Source organism: Robiginitalea aestuariiviva (assembly GCF_029537735.1).
Taxonomy (GTDB): domain Bacteria; phylum Bacteroidota; class Bacteroidia; order Flavobacteriales; family Flavobacteriaceae; genus Robiginitalea; species Robiginitalea aestuariiviva.
This window is the reverse complement of the sequence record NZ_JARPUQ010000002.1, coordinates 97,505-116,749: the sequence shown is the minus strand read 5'-3', so window position 1 is coordinate 116,749 and position 19,245 is coordinate 97,505. Positions and strand designations below refer to the sequence as shown.

Here is a 19,245-nt window from a genome sequence, read left to right as displayed (position 1 = left end):
TTCGGCTTTTGCCCTGATTTACGCTTCAAATCCCCCCGTGTACGCTAACCAACGGCGGTGAAATTAGCGTACCTTTGCCCCCATGCAAGACACGGAATACATTTACGGCATCCGGGCCGTACTCGAAGCCCTTCGCGCGGGGAAAGGACTGGAACGCATCTATATGCAACACGGCCTTAAGGGCACCTTATTTCGGGAATTGGAACACGAGGCCCGCACCCATAAGCTGAAGATCCAGTATGTACCCAAAGAGCGGCTAAACCGTTTCCCCACCGAAAACCACCAGGGCGTAGTTGCTGCGGTAGCGCCCATCCGCTACGAAGATTACCAGGCGCTGATTGACCGGGTTACCGAAAGTAAAAAAGACGCCGTTTTCCTTTTGCTGGATGGGGTCTCGGATGTGCGCAACCTGGGCGCCATTATCCGCACGGCAGCCTGCACCGGCGTAGATGCCCTGATCCTGCCGGCCAGCGGCAGCGCCCCGGTAAATGCAGATACCGTAAAAACTTCCGCAGGGGCTGTATTCCACCTCCCTATTGCCCGAGTCCCCCACCTGAAGGACGCAGTATATTACCTGCAGGCCCTGGGCATCCCTCTATGGGCCGCTTCGGAAAAAGCGGAGCATTCCGTTTATGATGCGAATTTTACTTCGGGATTTGCCCTGATTATGGGGTCTGAAGGCAAAGGGGTCTCCCCGGCCTTGCTGAAACTGACAGACGGTCAATTGCGCCTGCCCATGCGGGGCGATATCGCTTCCCTGAACGTCTCGGTAGCCTGCGGGGTAATCCTCTACGAAATGGTCCGGCAGCGGGGTTACTGATCCGCCTTGGGGCCTTCGCGGTATTCATACCGGATCTGCACCCCTGAAGTTTCCCCGGGTTCTGCTTCCGGTTGTTCTATAAAATTTCCGTCGGCGTCAAAATGCCGCATAAACGGGTCTTCCTCCTCTTTGTAATCCGGATGCTCCCAGGCGTACTTAGGGGGTTTGGGCAGGGGTGCCTTTAGCCCAGCCGCCAGCAGAAACCCGGTAATGGCGCCCCCAAGGTGACCTTCCCACGAGATACCCTCCTTAATCGGAAATACATACCAGAGCATGCTCCCATACAGGAAAACGACGGCCAGGGAAAGGGCCACCAGCCGGTAGTGCCTGGAGAATACGCCTTTGAAAAAGATAAAGGAGGCCAGCAGGTAGATCACCCCGCTGGCGCCAATATGGAAGGCCGGGCGACCGATAATCCAGGTGAGGGCCCCGGTAAGGAGCATCCCATATAGCAACGTCTTCCAGGCAATGGATCGGTAGAAATAAAAGAGGGAGGCCGAAAGTACCACCAGGGGGATGGTATTCTGGTACAGGTGTTCCAAAGAACCGTGAATAAAAGGGCCTGTAAGGATGCCCCGCAGCCCTTCCAGGGTCCTGGGATAGATGCCCCAGCGGTTCAGGTTTACCCCCAGCCGCAACTCCAGCAGGTAAACCGTCCAGATCAGCAACATATAGGCCATGGGGACCAGCAGGACCGCATAGGTAAACCGAAAGGGGGCGTGGCCGGATTTCATGAAAGGCAATTTAGTATAATTAACGCGGAATACCGGGGGGCTATTGCCGGGGAGATGCCCTCTGTTCTTCTGCGGATTTATGGTATTTTTACCTTATGAATGAACCCCTTGCAGAACGGGTTAGGCCCAAAACGCTTTCGGACTATATCAGCCAGCCCCACCTGGTAGGGCCCAAGGGCGCCCTTACCCTGCAATTGCGAGGCGGGGCCATCTCTTCCATGATCCTCTGGGGGCCGCCGGGTACGGGCAAGACCACCCTGGCCCAGATCCTGGCCGAGGAAAGCGGCCGCCCCTTCTATACGCTTTCCGCTATCAACAGCGGGGTAAAGGAGGTCCGGGAGGTGATTGATAAAGCCAAGCAAAGCGGGGGCCTGTTCACCGCCAAAAACCCCATCCTGTTTATAGACGAAATCCACCGTTTCAGCAAAAGCCAGCAGGACTCCCTGCTCGGGGCCGTGGAAAAAGGCTGGGTGACCCTGATAGGCGCCACCACCGAAAACCCCAGTTTTGAGGTGATTCCCGCCCTCTTGTCGCGCTGCCAGGTCTACACCCTGGAATCTTTCGGAAAAGAAGATCTCCTGCGTTTGCTGGAGCGCGCCATGACCACCGATACCCAGCTCTCCCAGCGGGATATCCGCCTGGAAGAAACCACTGCCCTGTTGCGCCTCTCCGGGGGGGATGGCCGCAAACTCCTGAACATCTTCGAGCTGGTGGTTGGGGCCTCGGCTGCCGACCCGGTGCGGATTACGGATAAGGGGGTACAGGAACTGGTACAACAAAGTCCGGCCCGGTACGACAAAACCGGGGAACAGCATTACGATATCATTTCGGCCTTTATTAAATCGATCCGCGGCAGCGATCCCCACGCCGCTGTATACTGGCTGGCCCGAATGATCGAAGGGGGCGAGGATGTGAAGTTCATCGCCCGCCGCCTGCTGATTTTGGCTTCCGAAGATATTGGCCTGGCCAACCCAACCGCCCTGGTGATGGCCAACACCACCTTCCAGGCGGTACAGGCTATCGGTTATCCGGAATCCCGGATCATCCTGAGCCAGTGTACCCTCTATCTGGCCACCTCCCCCAAGAGCAACAGCAGTTATGCCGCCATTAAACAGGCCCAGGACACGGTGCGAAAAACCGGGGATTTACCCGTACCCCTCCCCTTGCGCAACGCCCCAACCAAGCTCATGAAGGACCTGGGATATGGGCAGCAATACCAGTATGCCCACGATGCCCCGGGCAATTTTGTGGAAATGGAATTCCTCCCGGAGGCCCTGTCCGGCACCTCGTTTTACGAAAGCGGGGACAATACCCGGGAACAACAACTGAAGGCTTTTCTCAAAGCCCGTTGGAAAGGGAAATACGGGAATTAAAACTTCAGGTGCAGCACTTTTTTCTGCGCGCTGCCATCCTGATAGTACTGGTGTACCCACTGCCCGTCCGCCTTATAGACAATCCCCATGGGATTGCCATCTACCAGGGCCATATAGGTATCTTCCTGGGCGGTAGCTACCAACTGCATCCGGATTTGGGGCGTACGGTCTACCAACTGGTAACCGTCTGCCGTTTTTTGCGCATACCAGAGGTCAGCTTCTGCCGGCGCTTCCGGCTGGGCTAGGGCTTCAGCTTCGGTTTCAGCTGCCGGCTCCGGTTCCCGTGCAACCTCGGCAATAACTTCCGGCATTGGGGGAGCCTGTGGCTCAGGGGCCTCTGCCTGAGTTTCCACTGCCGTAACAGCAGGTTCGGCAGGAGGCGTATAGCGGTAATTCACGTTGGCAAAATCCAGGGAAGCCTGCTCTATAGCCTGTCGGAAGGACTCCTTAAAATCCTTTTCCTTGCTGCGGCCTTCTGAGGAGGTCATCAGGACCTTGCCCTCGCAATCCACAATGGAGAGGATCACCCGCGTAGCAAACAAACCGGAATTGTCCTGCAGCTTTACATAGGCCGCGTGGCAGGGGTTTTCTACAATTTCACGGGGTTTGGCATTATCGTAGATCACCGGCAGGCCGTATTGTTCCAGGTAATACTTGACGGTAGTACTGGTCTGGTGCAGGTTCATTTGGTTAAAAGCCTCAAACTGCAAGGGTACCACCACGTATTTATAGGCATTGAGCTGGGCCTGCAGGCCCGTATGCAGCAGCAATGCAAAAGTGAAAAAAAGGAAACTTTGGCGCATGGAACTTCGGAATCAGTTGGCTTCCGAAGATAGAATATTTAATCCGAACTGGAAAGATGCATAGTGGCTGTCTGCCACATTCCGGTACCCCAGCAGGTTGTCACCCATCAGGTAGAGCTGTACAGGGCCCGCGCGGAATTGCACCCCCAGCCCCAGGTTGGTCATGGTGAATTTGTCGGCTGTATACGCTGCCTTAACGGCCAGCCACCGCCCCACACGCCTCAGGTAGAACACGGAAAGGGCTCCCTGGGGTCCACGGGGCCGGTTTATGGCGTAAAGCTGAGCGCCCAGGGCATTGCGGTAAGACAACACATCCTGCCGTCCCCCCGGGGTTATATCGCAGTCGCAAGCCGCCCCGGAACCTCCGGAAACCGGTTCCCCGAAATCATAGCGCAGCGAACTGTAAAATTTGGTCGGGCGGAAACTGACGTAATTCCTGTTATCCTCCGTAAAGGGGACCAGGGCTTCTACCTCATCTACCAGGTCCTGCCAGAAATCCCGGTTGGGGTCGGCCAGGGCATCAGGAAGGATCACCTCCACCCCCTCTACGGTAGCCGTACCCTCCAGGTAAAAATTCCGTGGGCTGGTATGCATCATAAACCCAAGGTCCAGCAGGCTGGCCGTAAGCCACCACTGCTCGCCTATCTGCCGGCTGAAACCCAGGTCTATACCCAGCCCCAGGTCCCCCCCAAAAAGGGCGCGTTTGCGCAGGTATTGTACCGTAGCCGAGGTGCGGTCCAGGGTTTCGTCCCTTACGATGTCGTACAGGGCATCCAGGCCGGAAGTCCTCAAGGCCATTTGTGCAGAAAGGGTATTGGCCACCAGGTTGTTCTGCCCTTCCTGTGTGAGGAAATACCCCTGGTTGCGGCTGCTGTTGAAATGCAGGATGCCCGAGTAGATCTTGGCTCTGGCCCCTATTGTAAAGCCCGATGATACCTGCCGGTTGATTCCGAAATGGAAAACCTGTGTCAGCTCGCCCCGGGTCTTCAGGTGGCCAAGGTCGAACTTGCGGCCGTACTGGTTGGCATTGCCCTCCCAGGCCAGGATGGCCAGGTCCTGCGGCCAGTAACCAATGGCATCGCCTTCCAGGTAGGTGCCAAAGGAATAGAAATCCGAAGGCCTTCTGCCGGAGCGGAACCCCCCGCTCAGGATTTCCAGTTGCACGGCCCCGCTTAATTCGTCCCGTCGGGTCATCCCATATACGGCACGCTGGCGAACCTTGTCGTTGATATCCAGGCCGTCTGCGGCAAAAATGTCATCTACTGTAATCCCGCTACTGCCGGCCTGGAAGGAAAACCCTGAAAGCAGAGGTACCCCGGCATACCAGTTCAGGGAGGTCTGGGCACCCGGGTTAATCAGCAGGGACTGTGGGATTTCCGTAAAATCGTAGAGGAGGGCCTTATTCTGCCCCCGCAAAGGGTACAGGCACAGGCATGCCAGAAGAATCAAACAGCTGCCCTGTCTCATTTCAATCGGATCCTGAATTGTGCACTGGACCGGAGTACCACCATAGGGTCGGGCAGGCTGGAGGTGCTGGTATTGTCGCCCAGGTTTCGGGCGGTTACGCGAATGGAAGAGGTGTTGCGAATGATGTCTATACTACGACCTCCGGGGCCGTAAGCGATTTCGCGGACCAGTAAGGGCGTGGGCGCCGCATCAATGGAAAAGGCTTCCGTATCCAGGGTATTCCCCCCTTCATCCAGGAGTTCAAAGGTGAGCTCCAGGGGCTTACTGGTGGTATTTTCTACCTGATACCGGACCACTCCGTCCAGGAGGTTTTCGGAAACAAAATCCTCTGCAAAAGCATCGAAGTTGAAGATTTGCTGGACAAAATCAGTCCCCGAGATCTGGTTAATCACGCGTTCCGGCGCTTCGATATACAGAAGGCTGGCTTCTACGGTAGGGGTCACGGCAAGGGCGTCGTACTGGTCAAAGTCCTGGCGTTCCACACAGGAAGGGAAGCCGGTTAGCAGCAGAGCTGTCAGGAGGATCAGAACATTTCTTTTCATAGCAATGGGCTGGCCCGGGAGCGGGATTCCCCCCGCTAAGGCCAGGCGTATATCGTGTTCTGTATTTAATAACTCTACAAATAGTTTTTTATTTCACGCAATTCCCGGATTACCGGGCAAACCCCGTACCCGGCCTCCCCGTGAACGTGCAGGTGCAGGGCCTGCATCCCCACTTGCCTGGCGCCCAGAATATCTGCTTCCAGGTTATCCCCGATCATCACCGAACACGCGGCCTGTGCCCCTGAGCGGTCCAGGGCCAGTTCAAAAATCCTGGGATGAGGCTTTTTAACCCCTGCCGTTTCGGAATGGATGACCTCCTGAAAAAACCCGGCAATTTGGCTGTTGCGCAATTTTCGCAACTGTACCTGTTCAAAACCATTGGTAATGATATGGAGCCTGTAGGAACCCTGAAGGTATTCCAGGATATCCAGGGCATCCGGCAGCAGATGGGTATGGGTGGAAAGCTGGTCGATATACGCCTCGGAAAGCAGATGGATCAATTCATCCCCTGCCGTGTAGCCCAGGCGATCAAAAACAGTCTTCAGCCGCTGATAGCGCAAGTCCTCTGCTGTAATTTCGCCATCCCGGTAACGTTTCCAGAATGCCAGGTTCAGGGGGATATATGCTTCCAGGAAGGCCTCCAGGTTAACCCCTACCCCATGGATCTCGAAAATGCTCGCATAGGTGAGGGCGGAATTCCGCTCAAAATCCCAGAGCGTATGGTCCAGGTCGAAGAAAATGTCGGTGATGGGGTGCTTAAGCATGGTATTTTTTCAGGACTTCGGCATAGAGGGCCATCCAATCTTCCGTTTGGTGCCCGCCCAGCAGTTCATTGGAGAAGATACAGACCAGGGTACCATTGACTTCCTTTACACTGCGGTAAAGCTGGTCCATGGCTTCCCAACGCGCCCGGGGAGACTCCAGGCGCAACAGGGCATAATCGTGCAGGGCAAAGGGGACAATGCGGATAGGCTGCTGGGACTCCAAAGCCAGGTCGTAAAAGAAATACGGGGTGCAGGTACCGGCGCGGAACCCAAGATCATAACTGTATCCCATGGTGTAGTCTTCCTTGAACTCGGCTTCCACCAGGTCCCTGTAGGTCTGGGGGATTTCCACCCGGTTGTAGCGCAGGCGGGAATAACTGACCGGGCGGTTGAGCACCTCGGCCAGGCGCTTTTTTTCCTCTTTCATCACCCGGGTATCCCGGGCGCCCGTATAGGACACCGAAAGGGAAACCACCGAATAATCCGCCACCGACTTGATCAGGTGCCGGAACTTGTTGTTGTTGGTGGATACGTTTTTGTCGTAGGTGGAATACTCCGCAAATTGAAAGAAATACATGGCCTCTACGGGCACCTCCTTGTGCAGGGCAATCAGACGGTCGTAATTGTCGTATGGGTCCAGGGAAGGCCGGAACCAGACGCGGATGCGTTCCCAAACCCGGCGCATCCGGAAACGCGAAAGGTCATAGAGCATCCCCCCCAGGCTGCGCAACCCGCCCCTCAGGGCATAGCAATGGGAGGTGGTCACGTCTACCACAGGCACAAACCGGTAGGGTTCCGGGCGGGCCTTCAGGTCCGGGAACCGCTCTTGCAGAGCAGCCAGCAGTTTATAAACCCATTGATCTACCAAAGGCTGCCTGAGGCAGCCTGCCTGGGCCGCAATGCTTTCCCCTGGCGGATAGCGGCCGTGCACGTCCTTTACGTGGGGTAAATACTCCTCGTATCGGGTAATCAGGTAAAAGGACGCGGCAAGGATGTCATAAGGGATATTGGAGCGTTCCCCGGCCCGGAAAAAACAGGGCAGGTGGTCCCATTGCCCGATCTGCACCTCAACCTCATCCACCCCATGCTGGAAAAGCAATTCGTGGCTGCGGATAAAAAACTCATTTTGCAACGGCTGGCGGGTGTAGGTGATCTTGGGCCCCTTGTGGGCGATAAAGTCCTCCACCTTAGTGGTGAGCTGCAGTTCAATGCCCAACATCCGCGTAAAGAGCTGCCGGGTTATATAGGTAACCCTTGGGGTAATCTGGTGGGTGAAAATGAGCAGTACTGCCAAGTTTATAACATTTGTTCGTCTGCGAAGCTGAAATAGCCAGCGTCGCTGCATATCAGGTGGTCCAGGACCCGGATGTCCATGGTGGCCGCCGCCTTAAACACCTTGCGGGTCAGGTTTTGGTCCGCCTTGCTGGGGCGGAGCTTCCCTGAAGGGTGGTTATGCGCCAGGATCAGGCCCACTGCACCCAACTCCAGGGCCCGCTTCAGGATCAGCCGGACATCCACCAGAGTACCCGTAAGGCCACCCTTGCTCAGCTGGCCACTATACAGCACCCGGTTGGCATTGTTCAGGTACATCACCCAAAACTCTTCATGCTCCAGCAGGGCCAGGGCCGGTTTCAGCAAGCGGTAGGCGTCTCCGCTTTCCCGTATCGGGCCCTTTCGGTCCTCCGGCACCAGGGCATAGCGCTTGCCGATTTCAAGGGCGGCCAGGATATTGACCGCCCTGGCTGTCCCGATCCCCCGATAGCGCTGCAACCCTTCCGGTTGCAGGGCCGCCACCCCGCGAAAATGGGATCCATTGTCCTTTAAAAGGGCCCGGGCCAGGTCCAGGGCGGTGGCCCCTACGGTTCCGGAACCTATAATCAACGCCAGTAATTCGGCATCCGTCAGGGCCCCGGGGCCCATGGCCAGCAGCCGTTCCCGGGGGCGGTCTGCTGCCATGGGCAGGCATTCCGCCAGCTTGGTTTCCTTATGCTTCATCTCAAAAATAGAGAACAATTTGAAACTGTAATCCCAAAGCAGGCGGAAAAGATTGTTGTACCTTAACGTCAAACCACGGGTTATGAAATCACTTTTTGAACCACAAGCCTATTCCGAAATCTGCGACCGGCTCTCCCGCCTGGAGGCCGGTAGTAAGCCGCTATGGGGCCGGATGACGGCCGGGCAGATGGTCTGGCATTGCCAGATCCCGCTTAAAGTAGCCATAGAGAACCGGGACAAGGACGTGCGCTCCAACCCGCTTATCCGATGGCTGTTCAAGAAAAGTCTTTACAATGACCGGCCCTGGAGGAAAAACCTCCCGACGGCACCGGCGGCCAAGGCCGTGGAGCCCAAAGATTTTGAAACGGAAGCCCCGAAACTCCTGGAACTTGTACAGCAATTCCATGCCCTGTCGGATCGCAGCCACTGGAACCCCCACCCTCTATTCGGCGCTTTCACGCACCAGCAATGGGGTCAATTGGAGTACAAACACCTGGACCACCACCTGAAACAATTTGGGGTGTAAACCTACCTGAAACGCGCTTTAAGGGCATCGAGATCCATCCCCCCGTAATTGCCGCTGCTCATTAGCAGTACAACCGACCCTTCCAGCGGGCAGGCCTGCAGGGCTTGCTGCAGGCTGGCCGTATCCGTATAGACCTGTAATCCGTTTCTTCCGAAAGCCGCTTCGATGTCGGCGGGGCTGATCGGGTCCAGGCCTTTGATCTCGAGGGCCTCCGGGGTATAAAAGACCATAGCGGTATCGGCAGCATCCAGGCTTCCCCGGTAGGCCTCCAGAAACGCCGCGTTCAGGCTGCTGTAGGTGTGTAATTCCAGACAGGCCACCAGGATGTGGTCCGGGTATTGTTCCCGCACGGCAGAGGTGGTCGCCAGGGCCTTGCTGGGCGCATGGGCAAAATCCTTGAAGAGGATGCCCCCCTGCCCTTCGGCCAGGCGTTCCAGGCGTTTGGAGGCGCCCTTAAAGCTGGCAATGGCCTCGTAAAACTCCTCGGCATCCACGCCCATCTGCTGGCAAATCCAACGGGCTCCCGCCAGGTTGTTCAGGTTGTGGCGCCCAAACACCTCCAGGGGCATATCCCCTTCCGGGGTTTCCAGGAAAGTGCGCCCGCCTTCGTTCCGGAAATCCGGGGTGGTATAGGGAAATTTACGGATAGGTGCCTGGAAATCTTCCACCAGGGCCTTCACTTCCGGGTCCTCTGCATTGTAGGTGATACTCCCCCCGGCCACAATGGTCTCCAGAAACAGCCGGAATTGTTCCTTATATCCCTCATAGGTGGGAAAAACATTGATGTGGTCCCAGGCAATCCCGCTGATCAGGGCAATATTGGGTTGGTACAAATGAAATTTCGGACGCCGGTCTATTGGGGAAGACAGGTATTCGTCCCCTTCCAGCACCATAAATTCGGCCGTATCCGTCAGGCGAACCATGCGGTCAAAACCTTCCAGCTGCGCCCCTACCATATAATCCGTTTCCCGGTCCCAGTACTGCATCACGTGCAGTACCATGGAGGTGATGGTGGTTTTGCCATGGCTGCCCCCGATCACTACCCGGGTTTTATCCCGGGACTGCTCCAGCAGAAATTCGGGGTAGGAATACACCTGCAGGCCCAGTTCCTGAGCCCGTGCCAGTTCCGGGTTATCCGGTTTGGCATGCATGCCCAGGATGATGGCATCCAGGTCTCCTGTAATTTTCTCAGGGAACCAGCCAAATGCCTCCGGAAGCAGGCCTGCCGCCTGCAGGCGGCTGCGGGAGGGCTCAAAAATGACGTCGTCGCTGCCCGAAATGGAATATCCTTTGTCGTGCAGGGCCAGGGCCAGGTTGTGCATGGTACTGCCCCCTATGGCGATAAAATGGATGCGCATACATACGAATTGATGCTTCAAAGATACACATTGGCCCGCGGTTTACCCGCCCATCGCCAACGTCAAAAGCCGTACCTTTAGGGACCACTATCTGAAAATAACACACCTCTATGGATTACCGAATTGATGCCATCACACCCCGGGAACTGCTCCCGGGATTCCACGGCCGGATGGTGCACGGCGAGCAAATGAGCCTGGCCTTCTGGGATGTGGAAGCCGGGGCCGAAGTGCCCGAGCACCACCACCCGCACGAACAGATCATGCACGTGCTTGAAGGGGAATTTGAGTTTACGGTAAACGGCGTCACCCGGGTGTACCAACCCGGAGAATTGGCCGTGATCCCGTCCAATGCCCCGCATGGCGGAAAGGCCCTGACGGCCTGCCGCCTGATGGACGTATTTAGCCCGGCACGGGAAGAATACCGTTAAACCTGTAAGCGATGGAAATCTCCCTTAAAAACAAACACGCCCTGGTGGGGGGCAGCAGCAAAGGCATCGGGCGGGCCATAGCCGAACAACTGGCGGCCTGCGGGGCCCGCGTTACCCTGGCCGCCCGGTCCGAAGACCTGTTAAAAGCGGCAGTTAACGACCTGGAATCCCGTTTCCCGGCCGGCCACCATTACCTCTGTGTGGACTACACCCAGGCCAGCGCATACCGCAACCAGATACGGGAATACCTGGAAAAAGACCCGGCAGACATCCTGGTGAACAACACCCAGGGGCCGCCAGCCGGCACCAGCCTGGAGCAAACCCCGGAATCCTACCAGCAGGCATTTGACCTGCTGTTTCAATCCGTGGTTGCCAATACCCAGGCAGCCCTGCCCCATATGCAGAAAAAGGGCTGGGGACGCATTGTAAATGTCGCCTCCGTATCGGTGCGGGAACCCCTGGGCTACCTGGCGCTCTCCAATACCATGCGGGCGGCGGTGGTTAGCCTGGGCAAGACCCTGGCGTCGGATGCCGGGCCCTATGGGATTACCGTAAATTCTGTACTTACGGGGTATTTCGATACCGAACGCCTGGCATCCCTGAACACCAAAAAGGCCGAAGTTATGGGAATCACTCCGGAAGAGGTCACAGACCGGCTCAAGGCCCAGGTGCCCCTGGGCAGGTTGGGGCGGCCCGAGGAATACGGCCACCTGGTTGCCTTTCTGGCCTCAGACCTGGCAGCTTACCTGACCGGGGCGGTAATCCCGCTGGACGGGGGGCTGCTCCGATCGTACTGATCCCTGTTACCTATAAAAAAGGAGCCCCGGAAAGGGGCTCCGTGGCGGCGGGACCGCATAGGGCCTTCAGGCCTTATTTTTGAGGTGGGAATCCCGAGAAAACCCGCAATACAACTTGCAGCAGGCGCTGTTCCCGCTCCAGGGGCGTGGCGTTTTCCCGAAAGGTATCGGTTGCCACCGCCTGCCATACGAGTCGCTGCGTAGCTGCATCTATAATGTTAAATGTGATTTTGCGCCGGATTTTATTGGAGGCAACGGGGATCCCTACAGAAATCCCTCCCCCAACGCGCCCGCCGGTACCCCCCATACCCAGGCCCACGCTGCTTCCCGGGGCTGCCTCATAGGCTTCGGAGGTGATGTCAATCAAGAAATCGGGGTCTTCGGATTGGCGGAAACCCCGCTCGCCCAGGACTTCGTCCAGCCGGTCCAGCAGCCGGCCCTCGTCCAGTTCGCTCAGGCCCGTATGCAGGCTGGGGTACATGGCATAGGCCTGGTACCCGCTCCAGTCCGGAAGGGGTTCATAGTCAAAATGCACCCGTACAGGGGCACAGGCTGCCAGCAGGAGCAGCCACAATGCCAGGAGCCGTTGCAGCAAGAGCTTCATAACCCTAATTTACGGAATTCGAGGGGCTTGGGGAAACCGGGGTGCACTTAATCGTTCAACAGCTTCCAGAGCCGATCTTTAAGGGGAGCGATGCCCAGGCCGGAAACCGAGGAAATAAAGCAGGTTTCCACCCCCGGGAGTTCTTCCTCCAACTGGGCCCGCATTTCCCCAATAAGTTCCTCATCCAGCATATCGCATTTGGAAATGGCCAGCAACCGGCGCTTGTCCAGCAATTCAGGGTTGTATTTCTGCAACTCGCTGAGCAGGATTTCATACTCCCGGGATATATCCGGGCTGTCCGCCGGAACCAGGAACAAGAGGGTGGCATTGCGCTCAATATGCCTCAGGAAATAATGGCCCAGCCCTTTTCCCTCGGAAGCGCCTTCAATAATCCCGGGGATATCCGCCATCACAAAACTGCGGAAATCGCGGTATTGTACAATCCCCAGGTTGGGTTTCAGGGTGGTGAATTCGTAGTCGGCAATCTTGGGTTTGGCCGAGGTAAGGGCGGCCAGGAGGGTAGACTTTCCGGCGTTGGGAAAACCCACCAGGCCTACATCGGCCAGCACCTTGAGTTCCAGGGTTACGTTCCGCTCCATTCCCGGGGTACCGGGCTGGGCATAGCGCGGGGTTTGGTTGGTGGCGCTTTTGAAATGCCAGTTGCCCCGCCCCCCCAGGCCGCCGCGGGCCAGGACTTCCTCCTGCCCTTCTTCCGTGATTTCGAAGAGGAGTTCCCCCGTTTCGGTATCCCGGGCTACGGTACCCAGGGGCACCTCCAGGACTACATCGGCCCCGTCCGCCCCGGTACTGCGCTGTTTGCCCCCATGCTCCCCGTGCCCGGCCTGGAAATGCCGTTTGAACTTAAAGCTGAGCAGGGTCCAGAGGTTTTTGTTGCCCCGGGCAATAACGTGGCCTCCTCGACCGCCGTCCCCGCCGTCCGGGCCGCCCTTGGGGATATACTTTTCCCGCCTCAGGTGGGCAGAGCCCTGCCCGCCGTTACCGGAACGCAGGTGGATTTTTACATAGTCGACAAAATTGCCCTCGGTCATGGGATGGGGTTTGGGTGTGTTCGGGGCATCGCCCGATCAGAGCTGGTCAATTACGGCTGACAGCCGCCGGGTGATCTCCTGGATTTCACCAATGCCGTTCACGCTGTGGAATTTCCCCTGCTGCTGATAGTAATCCTTCAGGGGTGCCGTTTTGGCGTTGTATTCCTCAAAACGGTTGCGGATTTTGCTTTCATCCTGGTCGTCGCTGCGACCGCTTACCTTGCCGCGCTCCAGCAGGCGGGCCACCAACACCTCGTCGTCGGCCTCCAGGGCAATGGTGGCGTGGATGCCCATATCCTTGCTCTCCAGGAAGTGGTCCAGGGCCTCGGCCTGGGCCGTGGTCCGGGGAAAGCCGTCAAAAATAAACCCTGCAGCTTCCGGGTGTGCTTCCACTTCTTCCCGAAGCATGTTGATGGTGACTTCGTCCGGCACCAGCTCTCCCTTATCGATATAGGATTTGGCCAGGTTGCCCAGCTCGGTGCCGCCTTTGATGTTCCGGCGGAAAACGTCTCCGGTTGAAATGTGTTGCAGGTTGTATCGTTCTTTGAGGAAAGCCGCCTGGGTACCCTTTCCGGCCCCCGGCTTTCCAAACAGGACAATATTGATCATGGGTTGTTGGTTTAGTTGGTAAATATCCCGCAGGTTACGGCCCTGTTCCTTGTAATCCAGGCCATAGCCTACTATAAACTGGTCGGGGATGTCCATGCCCACATAATCGATGGCATACTCCCCGTTATATAAATCGGCTTTGTAAAAGAGCGTGGCAATCTTGAAATCCTTGATGTTTTTGTTCGAAAACATATGGACCAGCTCCTGCAGGGTGCGGCCCGTATCCACAATATCCTCCAGGATGATTACATCCCGTCCCTCTACCTCCTCGGGCAAATCCAGCAGGGTTTCCACAATTCCCGTGGACGTCAGCCCCCGGTAGGAACTCAGTTTCACAAAGGTGAGTTCGCAGGGGTGGGGATAGTTTTTCATGAAGTCCGAAACGAACATAAAGGCGCCGTTCAGCACTCCCACAAATACGGGAACCCGGTCCTTGTAATCGCGCGCAATCGCATCTGCCACCCGCCGCACGGCGGCCAGGATGTCCGCCTCGGGGATGGCCGCCTCAAAGCGCCGGCCGTGCAGGGTTACGGTATCTTTCATTCCAGCCACAACCGCGAATATAGTGTTTTGATTTTTCTTTTTCCGGCGCCCTGGGGCCTTTCTCAGAAATCGCCGTATTTTTGCGTGAACAACGTACAGACATCAGGATTATGGGCGCATCTCAGGACTACTTTTCTTCCGATTTCACCCTGGGTATCCTCGGCGGGGGGCAACTGGGTAAAATGCTGCTGTACGAAACCCGCAAATGGGATGTACGCACCAAGGTGGTAGACCCCTCCGCAGCCGCCCCGGCCCAGCTGGCCTGCAATACTTTTGAGCAGGGCGACCTGATGGACTACCAGACCGTCATGGATTTTGGTAAGGACGTAGATGTGCTCACCATCGAAATTGAAAATGTAAACGTACAGGCCCTGGAAGACCTGGCCGCTGCCGGGGTAACGGTCTATCCCCAGCCCAAAACCCTGCGGACCATCCAGAACAAAGCCACCCAAAAACTTTTTTACACCGACCACGGCATCCCCACGGCCCCTTTTAGCCGGTTTGCCTATACCAGCGAAATTGAAGACAGCCTGAACAACGGGGGTATTTCCTTTCCCTTTGTTTGGAAAAGCGCGCGCTTCGGGTATGACGGGCAGGGCGTAAAAATCATCCGCAACCGTAAGGACCTGGAAGGCCTCCCCAACGTGGAGTGCATTGCCGAAACCCTGGTTCCTTTCCAAAACGAACTGGCCGTGATTGTGGCACGCAACCCCCAGGGCGAGGTGCGCACCTACCCCGTAGTGGAAATGGAATTCCACCCGGAGGCCAACCAGGTGGAGTATGTGCTCTGCCCGGCGCGCATTCCCGAAGCCGTGGCCCGGGAAGCGCGGGAAGTGGCCCTGAAAGTGAGCCGGAGCCTGGGGCATGTAGGCCTGCTGGCCGTAGAGATGTTCCGCACCCGGGAAGACCAAATCCTGGTGAATGAGGTAGCCCCCCGGCCGCACAACAGCGGGCACTTCAGCATTGAGGGCAGTTTTACCAACCAGTTTGAACAGCACCTGCGGGCCATCCTGGGGCTGCCGCTGGGGGAAACCGAAAACAAGGTGGCCACGGTGATGGTAAACCTGGTGGGGGCCGAAGGATACCAGGGCCAGGTGCAGTACCAGGGGATCTCGGAAATCCTGGGGATGCCGGGGGTAACCCCGCACATCTACGGCAAGCGTGACACCCGCCCTTTTCGCAAAATGGGCCACGTAACCATTGCCGATGCCTCCCTTGAAAAAGCGCGGGAAACCGCCGCCCAAGTTAAACAGACCATAGAGGTCCGTTCCAAAACCAAAAAAGCATGAGCAAAGTAGCCGTGATCATGGGAAGCACGAGTGACCTTCCCGTAATGCAGGATGCCATAGACATCCTCAAGGAACTGCAGATCGAAACCGAAGTGGATATTGTTTCGGCCCACCGCACCCCCGAAAAAATGGCGGCCTTTGCCAGAGCGGCCCATACCCGGGGAATTGCCGCAATCATAGCCGGAGCCGGCGGGGCCGCCCACCTGCCCGGGATGGTAGCCTCCTACACCCCCCTGCCCGTGATTGGCGTGCCGGTCAAAAGCAGCAATTCCATAGACGGGTGGGACTCCGTGCTGAGCATCCTGCAGATGCCCGGGGGTGTCCCCGTGGCAACCGTTGCCCTGAACGGCGCCAAGAATGCCGGTATCCTGGCCGCGCAAATTGTCGGGAGTGCAGACCCTGCTGTACTGAAACGTATCCTCGATTACAAAAATGGCCTGAAAACCAAAGTAGAACAGGGAGCAGCGGAGGTCCGCAAGGCCTTCGGCAACTCTTAAACCCTACCCCCAATGCAAAACCCCTTGCTGCAGGATTTCGACCTGACCCCTTTCGACGCCTTGCAAACGGAACACTTCGGGCCTGCCTTTGCAGCCGCCCTGGAGGAAGCCCGGGCGGAAATCGATGCCATAGCCGGGAACCCGGAACCCGCCGGTTTTGAAAACACCATTGCCGCCCTGGATTTTGCCGGATACCGCCTGGACCGGATCAGCAGTGCCTTTTTTAACCTGAATGCGGCCGAAACCAACAAGGAAATACAAGCCCTGGCCCAGGAAATCTCCCCGAAACTCTCGGAATTCGCCAACGACATCACCCTGAACCGGGCGCTTTTCCTGCGGGTAAAAGCGGTCTACGAACAACGGGATACCCTGGAACTCACCCCGGAACAACACACCCTGCTGGAACGGAAATACCGCCACTTCAGCCGGAACGGGGCCAACCTGGATGCCCCGGGGCAAAAACGCCTGCGGGAGATCGATTCGGAACTCTCGCGCCTGAAACTGACCTTTGGGGAACACGTGCTGGAGGAAACCAATACGTACGAATTGCACCTGACCCGGGAGGAAGACCTGGAAGGCCTGCCCAAGGCGGTATGCCAGGCGGCAAAGCAAGTTGCGGAAACCCGCGATAAGGACGGCTGGGTGTTTACCCTGGATTACCCCTCCTACCTCCCCTTTATGAAATATGCCGAAAACCGGGAGTTGCGAAAAACCATGGCCCTGGCCTTTGGCAGTAAAGGGTTTCACGGCAATGCGCTAGACAACCAGCAAACCGTCCTGCAGATTGCCCGCCTGCGCTATGAACGCGCACAACTGCTGGGGTATGAAAGCCACGCCCATTTTGTACTGGAGGAGCGCATGGCAGAGAGCCCCGCAGCCGTAAAGGACTTTCTGGAAGCCTTGCTGGAAAAGGCCATGCCGGCTGCCCGCCGGGAGAAGGACGAACTGGAGGCCTTTGCCCGGGAGCGGGACGGCATCACCACCCTGGAGGGGTGGGACAATGCCTTTTATTCCGAAAAACTACGGCAGCGGAAGTTTAACCTGGACGACGAAAAGTTAAAACCCTATTTTGAGCTGAATGCGGTCCTGGCAGGGGCCTTTGACATTGCCGGCAAGCTGTACGGCCTGCGTTTTGAGGCCGCGGCGGACATTCCCGTATACCACGAGGAAGTAAGGGCCTACCGGGTACTCGACGGCAAGGGGGATCTCACGTCCATATTCTATGCGGATTTCCACCCGCGCCCCGGTAAACGCGGCGGGGCCTGGATGACCTCCTACAAGCCACAGTACCGGAGAAATGGCCGGAACGAGCGCCCGCATATCAGCATTGTCTGCAACTTCACCCGGGCTCAGGGAGACCTGCCTTCCCTGCTCACCTTTAATGAGGTTACCACCCTGTTCCACGAATTCGGGCACGCCCTGCACGGGATGCTGGCAGACACCACCTACCCCGGGCTTTCCGGCACCTCCGTATTCTGGGATTTTGTGGAATTGCCCAGTCAGATCATGGAAAACTGGTGCTACCAGCCCGAGGCCCTGGCCTTGTTTGCGCGGCATTACCAGACGGGGGAAATCCTGCCTCAGGAATGGGTGGAGCGCATCCGGGAAAGCGCCAACTTCCTGGAAGGCATGGCTACGGTACGCCAGCTGAGTTTTGGCTTCCTGGACATGGCCTGGCACGGGGCGGACTCCAGTGCCGTAACGGACGTAAAGGCCTATGAAAGTAAAGCCTTTGCTCCCACACGCCTCTTTCCGGAACAGCAGGAAACGTGCATGAGCACTTCCTTTTCCCACATTTTCCAGGGCGGGTATGCCTCCGGATACTATAGTTATAAATGGGCGGAAGTCCTGGATGCAGATGCCTTTGCCTACTTTAAGGAAGAGGGAATCTTTAACCGGGGCGTGGCGGACCGGTTCCGGGAAAACGTCCTTTCGCGGGGCGGCACGGAAGACCCGATGGAACTCTATACCCGTTTTCGCGGGCGGGAGCCCCAGTTGGAGGCCCTGCTGGAAAGGGCGGGCTTGCTCACCCCATCCGAATAAATCGCAGTACGCTTACTGGGCGGCCTTGTACGCGTCCCACCCCCCGGTGAGATCGACTACATTGTACCCCAGGGAATCCAGGAAATGGGCGGCCTTGGCACTGCGACCGCCAACCTTGCAGTATACGTATACGGTGCGGTCTTTGGAGATGTCCTGCCACTGATTCGCAAATTCCGGGGACATCCAGTTGATGTTTTGCGCCCCATCCAGATGCCCTTCCCCAAACTCCTCGGGGGTACGCACATCTACCAGCACCGCGTTTTCCGGCATGGCCTGGGGGTCGAATTCGGTAATGGGCATTTTTCCGGAAGGGGGTTGGGAACAGGCTACCGCCATACCCAGGGCGAGCCATACCATCCATAGTTTCTTCATGGCTTTGGTGTTTGGAATAAAGGTAGTACTATTCTGCGAAATTGCTTTATTTTTGAGGGGCTTCGGCCAATGGTATGAGTACACCTGAATTACATCCCGAAACCTGGGTGGACCGATATGCGGACTACCTTTTCCAGTATGCTGTTACCCGCGTAAGCGATGGGGAACTGGCGCGGGATCTGGTGCAGGAAACCTTTATGGCCGGGTTGCAATCCGCCCCGAATTTCAAAGGGCAGGCCGCAGAGCGCACCTGGCTGGTGGCCATCCTGAAACGCAAGGTCATTGACCATTACCGCAAATCGAACACCCGCAAGGGGCGGGCAGAGGTTCGGATCTCCTATTCTCCGGATTCGGACCTGGAAGGCAACTGGCTGGAACAGACCGCTGCAGATCCGGAAAGCGTACGGGAAAACGATGCCCTGGAAACCGGGGAGCTGGGGCTGGCCATCCAGGAATGCCTGGAAAAATTACCGGAACAACAGGCCCGGGTATTCTCCATGAAAACCATCCGGGGGATGAGTACGGAAGATATCTGTAATGAATTGAATATAAAACCGTCTAACCTTTGGGTGATTATCCACAGGGCGCGCACCGCCCTGATGGGATGCCTGAATGCCACCTGGTTCTCGTAG

The 19,245-nt window shown here is 57.1% G+C and carries 21 protein-coding genes; 9 read left to right on the top strand and 12 right to left on the bottom strand.

All coding sequences use genetic code 11. The features are described from left to right. Positions 1-82: 82 nt before the first annotated feature. Positions 83-820 (top strand): 23S rRNA (guanosine(2251)-2'-O)-methyltransferase RlmB, encoded by a 738-nt coding sequence (gene rlmB, locus OZ410_RS07160; RefSeq protein WP_277707266.1) that lies wholly within the window; start codon positions 83-85, stop codon positions 818-820. Here the strand turns inward: rlmB and OZ410_RS07155 are convergent. Next, positions 814-1,554 carry a rhomboid family intramembrane serine protease gene (locus tag OZ410_RS07155; protein ID WP_277707265.1) on the bottom strand — a complete coding sequence of 247 codons (741 nt, stop codon included), beginning with the start codon at positions 1,552-1,554 and terminating at the stop codon, positions 814-816. The genes rlmB and OZ410_RS07155 overlap by 7 nt on opposite strands. Positions 1,555-1,649: 95 nt before the next feature. Between OZ410_RS07155 and OZ410_RS07150 the strand changes: the two genes are divergently transcribed. Next, positions 1,650-2,927 (top strand): replication-associated recombination protein A, encoded by a 1,278-nt coding sequence (locus OZ410_RS07150; RefSeq protein WP_277707264.1) that lies wholly within the window; start codon positions 1,650-1,652, stop codon positions 2,925-2,927. On the opposite strand, the gene OZ410_RS07145 is transcribed toward OZ410_RS07150, so the two are convergent. The 6 genes from OZ410_RS07145 to radC all read right to left on the bottom strand — a co-directional run bounded on the left by OZ410_RS07145 (position 2,924) and on the right by radC (position 8,498). Further along, positions 2,924-3,730, bottom strand: coding sequence for a hypothetical protein (locus OZ410_RS07145; protein ID WP_277707263.1), 807 nt, complete (start codon positions 3,728-3,730; stop codon positions 2,924-2,926). The genes OZ410_RS07150 and OZ410_RS07145 overlap by 4 nt on opposite strands. 12 nt (positions 3,731-3,742) lie before the next feature. After that, positions 3,743-5,179 carry a DUF5723 family protein gene (locus OZ410_RS07140; protein WP_277707262.1) on the bottom strand — a complete coding sequence of 479 codons (1,437 nt, stop codon included), beginning with the start codon at positions 5,177-5,179 and terminating at the stop codon, positions 3,743-3,745. 14 nt (positions 5,180-5,193) lie between these two features. Next, entirely contained in the window at positions 5,194-5,739 is a 546-nt protein-coding gene (locus OZ410_RS07135; RefSeq protein ID WP_277707261.1) for a hypothetical protein, read from the bottom strand. A gap of 74 nt (positions 5,740-5,813) precedes the next feature. Beyond that, complete coding sequence (locus tag OZ410_RS07130; RefSeq protein ID WP_277707260.1) at positions 5,814-6,503, bottom strand: YjjG family noncanonical pyrimidine nucleotidase; 690 nt, start codon at positions 6,501-6,503, stop codon at positions 5,814-5,816. Beyond that, entirely contained in the window at positions 6,496-7,848 is a 1,353-nt protein-coding gene (locus tag OZ410_RS07125; RefSeq protein WP_479561835.1) for a polysaccharide deacetylase family protein, read from the bottom strand. Before OZ410_RS07125 ends, OZ410_RS07130 begins: the two co-directional genes overlap by 8 nt. Then, positions 7,800-8,498: a RadC family protein gene (gene radC, locus OZ410_RS07120; protein ID WP_277707258.1), complete on the bottom strand. Its 699-nt coding sequence runs from the start codon at positions 8,496-8,498 to the stop codon at positions 7,800-7,802. The genes OZ410_RS07125 and radC overlap by 49 nt, the downstream gene beginning before the upstream one ends. 82 nt (positions 8,499-8,580) lie before the next feature. On the opposite strand from radC, the gene OZ410_RS07115 reads away from it, so the two are divergent. Further along, a complete protein-coding gene (locus tag OZ410_RS07115; RefSeq protein WP_277707257.1) occupies positions 8,581-9,024 on the top strand; it encodes a DUF1569 domain-containing protein in 444 nt (147 codons plus the stop codon). A gap of 2 nt (positions 9,025-9,026) precedes the next feature. Here the strand turns inward: OZ410_RS07115 and OZ410_RS07110 are convergent, their stop codons facing one another. Next, positions 9,027-10,382, bottom strand: coding sequence for a UDP-N-acetylmuramate--L-alanine ligase (locus OZ410_RS07110; protein WP_277708349.1), 1,356 nt, complete (start codon positions 10,380-10,382; stop codon positions 9,027-9,029). Between the two features lie 110 nt (positions 10,383-10,492). Between OZ410_RS07110 and OZ410_RS07105 the strand changes: the two genes are divergently transcribed. After that, positions 10,493-10,810, top strand: coding sequence for a cupin domain-containing protein (locus OZ410_RS07105; RefSeq protein ID WP_277707256.1), 318 nt, complete (start codon positions 10,493-10,495; stop codon positions 10,808-10,810). A gap of 11 nt (positions 10,811-10,821) precedes the next feature. Beyond that, on the top strand, positions 10,822-11,607 hold the full coding sequence (locus OZ410_RS07100) for an SDR family oxidoreductase (RefSeq protein WP_277707255.1): 786 nt from the start codon (positions 10,822-10,824) through the stop codon (positions 11,605-11,607). Between the two features lie 73 nt (positions 11,608-11,680). On the opposite strand, the gene OZ410_RS07095 is transcribed toward OZ410_RS07100, so the two are convergent. From OZ410_RS07095 to OZ410_RS07085, 3 genes are read right to left on the bottom strand one after another with little or no spacing between them, the layout of a single operon-like run. Then, positions 11,681-12,211 carry a DUF4136 domain-containing protein gene (locus OZ410_RS07095; protein WP_277707254.1) on the bottom strand — a complete coding sequence of 177 codons (531 nt, stop codon included), beginning with the start codon at positions 12,209-12,211 and terminating at the stop codon, positions 11,681-11,683. 47 nt (positions 12,212-12,258) lie between these two features. Continuing rightward, complete coding sequence (obgE, locus tag OZ410_RS07090) at positions 12,259-13,260, bottom strand: GTPase ObgE (RefSeq protein ID WP_277707253.1); 1,002 nt, start codon at positions 13,258-13,260, stop codon at positions 12,259-12,261. A gap of 36 nt (positions 13,261-13,296) precedes the next feature. Next, positions 13,297-14,412: an adenylate kinase gene (locus OZ410_RS07085; protein WP_277708348.1), complete on the bottom strand. Its 1,116-nt coding sequence runs from the start codon at positions 14,410-14,412 to the stop codon at positions 13,297-13,299. A gap of 110 nt (positions 14,413-14,522) precedes the next feature. Between OZ410_RS07085 and OZ410_RS07080 the strand changes: the two genes are divergently transcribed. The 3 genes from OZ410_RS07080 to OZ410_RS07070 are packed head-to-tail and all read left to right on the top strand — an operon-like array spanning position 14,523 to position 18,241. Continuing rightward, entirely contained in the window at positions 14,523-15,701 is a 1,179-nt protein-coding gene (locus OZ410_RS07080; protein WP_277708347.1) for a 5-(carboxyamino)imidazole ribonucleotide synthase, read from the top strand. Further along, on the top strand, positions 15,698-16,198 hold the full coding sequence (gene purE, locus OZ410_RS07075) for a 5-(carboxyamino)imidazole ribonucleotide mutase (protein ID WP_277707252.1): 501 nt from the start codon (positions 15,698-15,700) through the stop codon (positions 16,196-16,198). Before OZ410_RS07080 ends, purE begins: the two co-directional genes overlap by 4 nt. A 12-nt stretch (positions 16,199-16,210) precedes the next feature. Continuing rightward, the gene (locus OZ410_RS07070) at positions 16,211-18,241 is read left to right on the top strand and encodes a M3 family metallopeptidase (RefSeq protein ID WP_277707251.1); all 2,031 of its coding nucleotides are present in this window, start codon (positions 16,211-16,213) and stop codon (positions 18,239-18,241) included. A 12-nt stretch (positions 18,242-18,253) separates the two neighbouring features. On the opposite strand, the gene OZ410_RS07065 is transcribed toward OZ410_RS07070, so the two are convergent. Continuing rightward, complete coding sequence (locus OZ410_RS07065) at positions 18,254-18,613, bottom strand: rhodanese-like domain-containing protein (RefSeq protein WP_277707250.1); 360 nt, start codon at positions 18,611-18,613, stop codon at positions 18,254-18,256. A gap of 74 nt (positions 18,614-18,687) precedes the next feature. Here OZ410_RS07065 and OZ410_RS07060 point away from each other — a divergent pair, with 74 nt between their 5' ends. Beyond that, positions 18,688-19,245: a sigma-70 family RNA polymerase sigma factor gene (locus tag OZ410_RS07060; RefSeq protein WP_277707249.1), complete on the top strand. Its 558-nt coding sequence runs from the start codon at positions 18,688-18,690 to the stop codon at positions 19,243-19,245.

Bases quoted from the DNA above. Each gene is read 5' to 3' on its own strand.
- OZ410_RS07080 (WP_277708347.1), top strand. From the start codon at position 14,523: ATGGGCGCATCTCAGGACTACTTTTCTTCCGATTTCACCCTGGGTATC.
- OZ410_RS07115 (WP_277707257.1), top strand. From the start codon at position 8,581: ATGAAATCACTTTTTGAACCACAAGCCTATTCCGAAATCTGCGACCGG.
- OZ410_RS07070 (WP_277707251.1), top strand. From the start codon at position 16,211: ATGCAAAACCCCTTGCTGCAGGATTTCGACCTGACCCCTTTCGACGCC.
- OZ410_RS07150 (WP_277707264.1), top strand. From the start codon at position 1,650: ATGAATGAACCCCTTGCAGAACGGGTTAGGCCCAAAACGCTTTCGGAC.
- purE (WP_277707252.1), top strand. From the start codon at position 15,698: ATGAGCAAAGTAGCCGTGATCATGGGAAGCACGAGTGACCTTCCCGTA.
- OZ410_RS07060 (WP_277707249.1), top strand. From the start codon at position 18,688: ATGAGTACACCTGAATTACATCCCGAAACCTGGGTGGACCGATATGCG.
- OZ410_RS07135 (WP_277707261.1), bottom strand. From the start codon at position 5,739: ATGAAAAGAAATGTTCTGATCCTCCTGACAGCTCTGCTGCTAACCGGC.
- OZ410_RS07065 (WP_277707250.1), bottom strand. From the start codon at position 18,613: ATGAAGAAACTATGGATGGTATGGCTCGCCCTGGGTATGGCGGTAGCC.
- rlmB (WP_277707266.1), top strand. From the start codon at position 83: ATGCAAGACACGGAATACATTTACGGCATCCGGGCCGTACTCGAAGCC.
- OZ410_RS07095 (WP_277707254.1), bottom strand. From the start codon at position 12,211: ATGAAGCTCTTGCTGCAACGGCTCCTGGCATTGTGGCTGCTCCTGCTG.
- OZ410_RS07145 (WP_277707263.1), bottom strand. From the start codon at position 3,730: ATGCGCCAAAGTTTCCTTTTTTTCACTTTTGCATTGCTGCTGCATACG.
- obgE (WP_277707253.1), bottom strand. From the start codon at position 13,260: ATGACCGAGGGCAATTTTGTCGACTATGTAAAAATCCACCTGCGTTCC.
- OZ410_RS07085 (WP_277708348.1), bottom strand. From the start codon at position 14,412: ATGAAAGATACCGTAACCCTGCACGGCCGGCGCTTTGAGGCGGCCATC.
- OZ410_RS07130 (WP_277707260.1), bottom strand. From the start codon at position 6,503: ATGCTTAAGCACCCCATCACCGACATTTTCTTCGACCTGGACCATACG.
- OZ410_RS07125 (WP_479561835.1), bottom strand. From the start codon at position 7,848: ATGCAGCGACGCTGGCTATTTCAGCTTCGCAGACGAACAAATGTTATA.
- OZ410_RS07155 (WP_277707265.1), bottom strand. From the start codon at position 1,554: ATGAAATCCGGCCACGCCCCCTTTCGGTTTACCTATGCGGTCCTGCTG.
- OZ410_RS07105 (WP_277707256.1), top strand. From the start codon at position 10,493: ATGGATTACCGAATTGATGCCATCACACCCCGGGAACTGCTCCCGGGA.
- radC (WP_277707258.1), bottom strand. From the start codon at position 8,498: ATGAAGCATAAGGAAACCAAGCTGGCGGAATGCCTGCCCATGGCAGCA.
- OZ410_RS07100 (WP_277707255.1), top strand. From the start codon at position 10,822: ATGGAAATCTCCCTTAAAAACAAACACGCCCTGGTGGGGGGCAGCAGC.
- OZ410_RS07110 (WP_277708349.1), bottom strand. From the start codon at position 10,382: ATGCGCATCCATTTTATCGCCATAGGGGGCAGTACCATGCACAACCTG.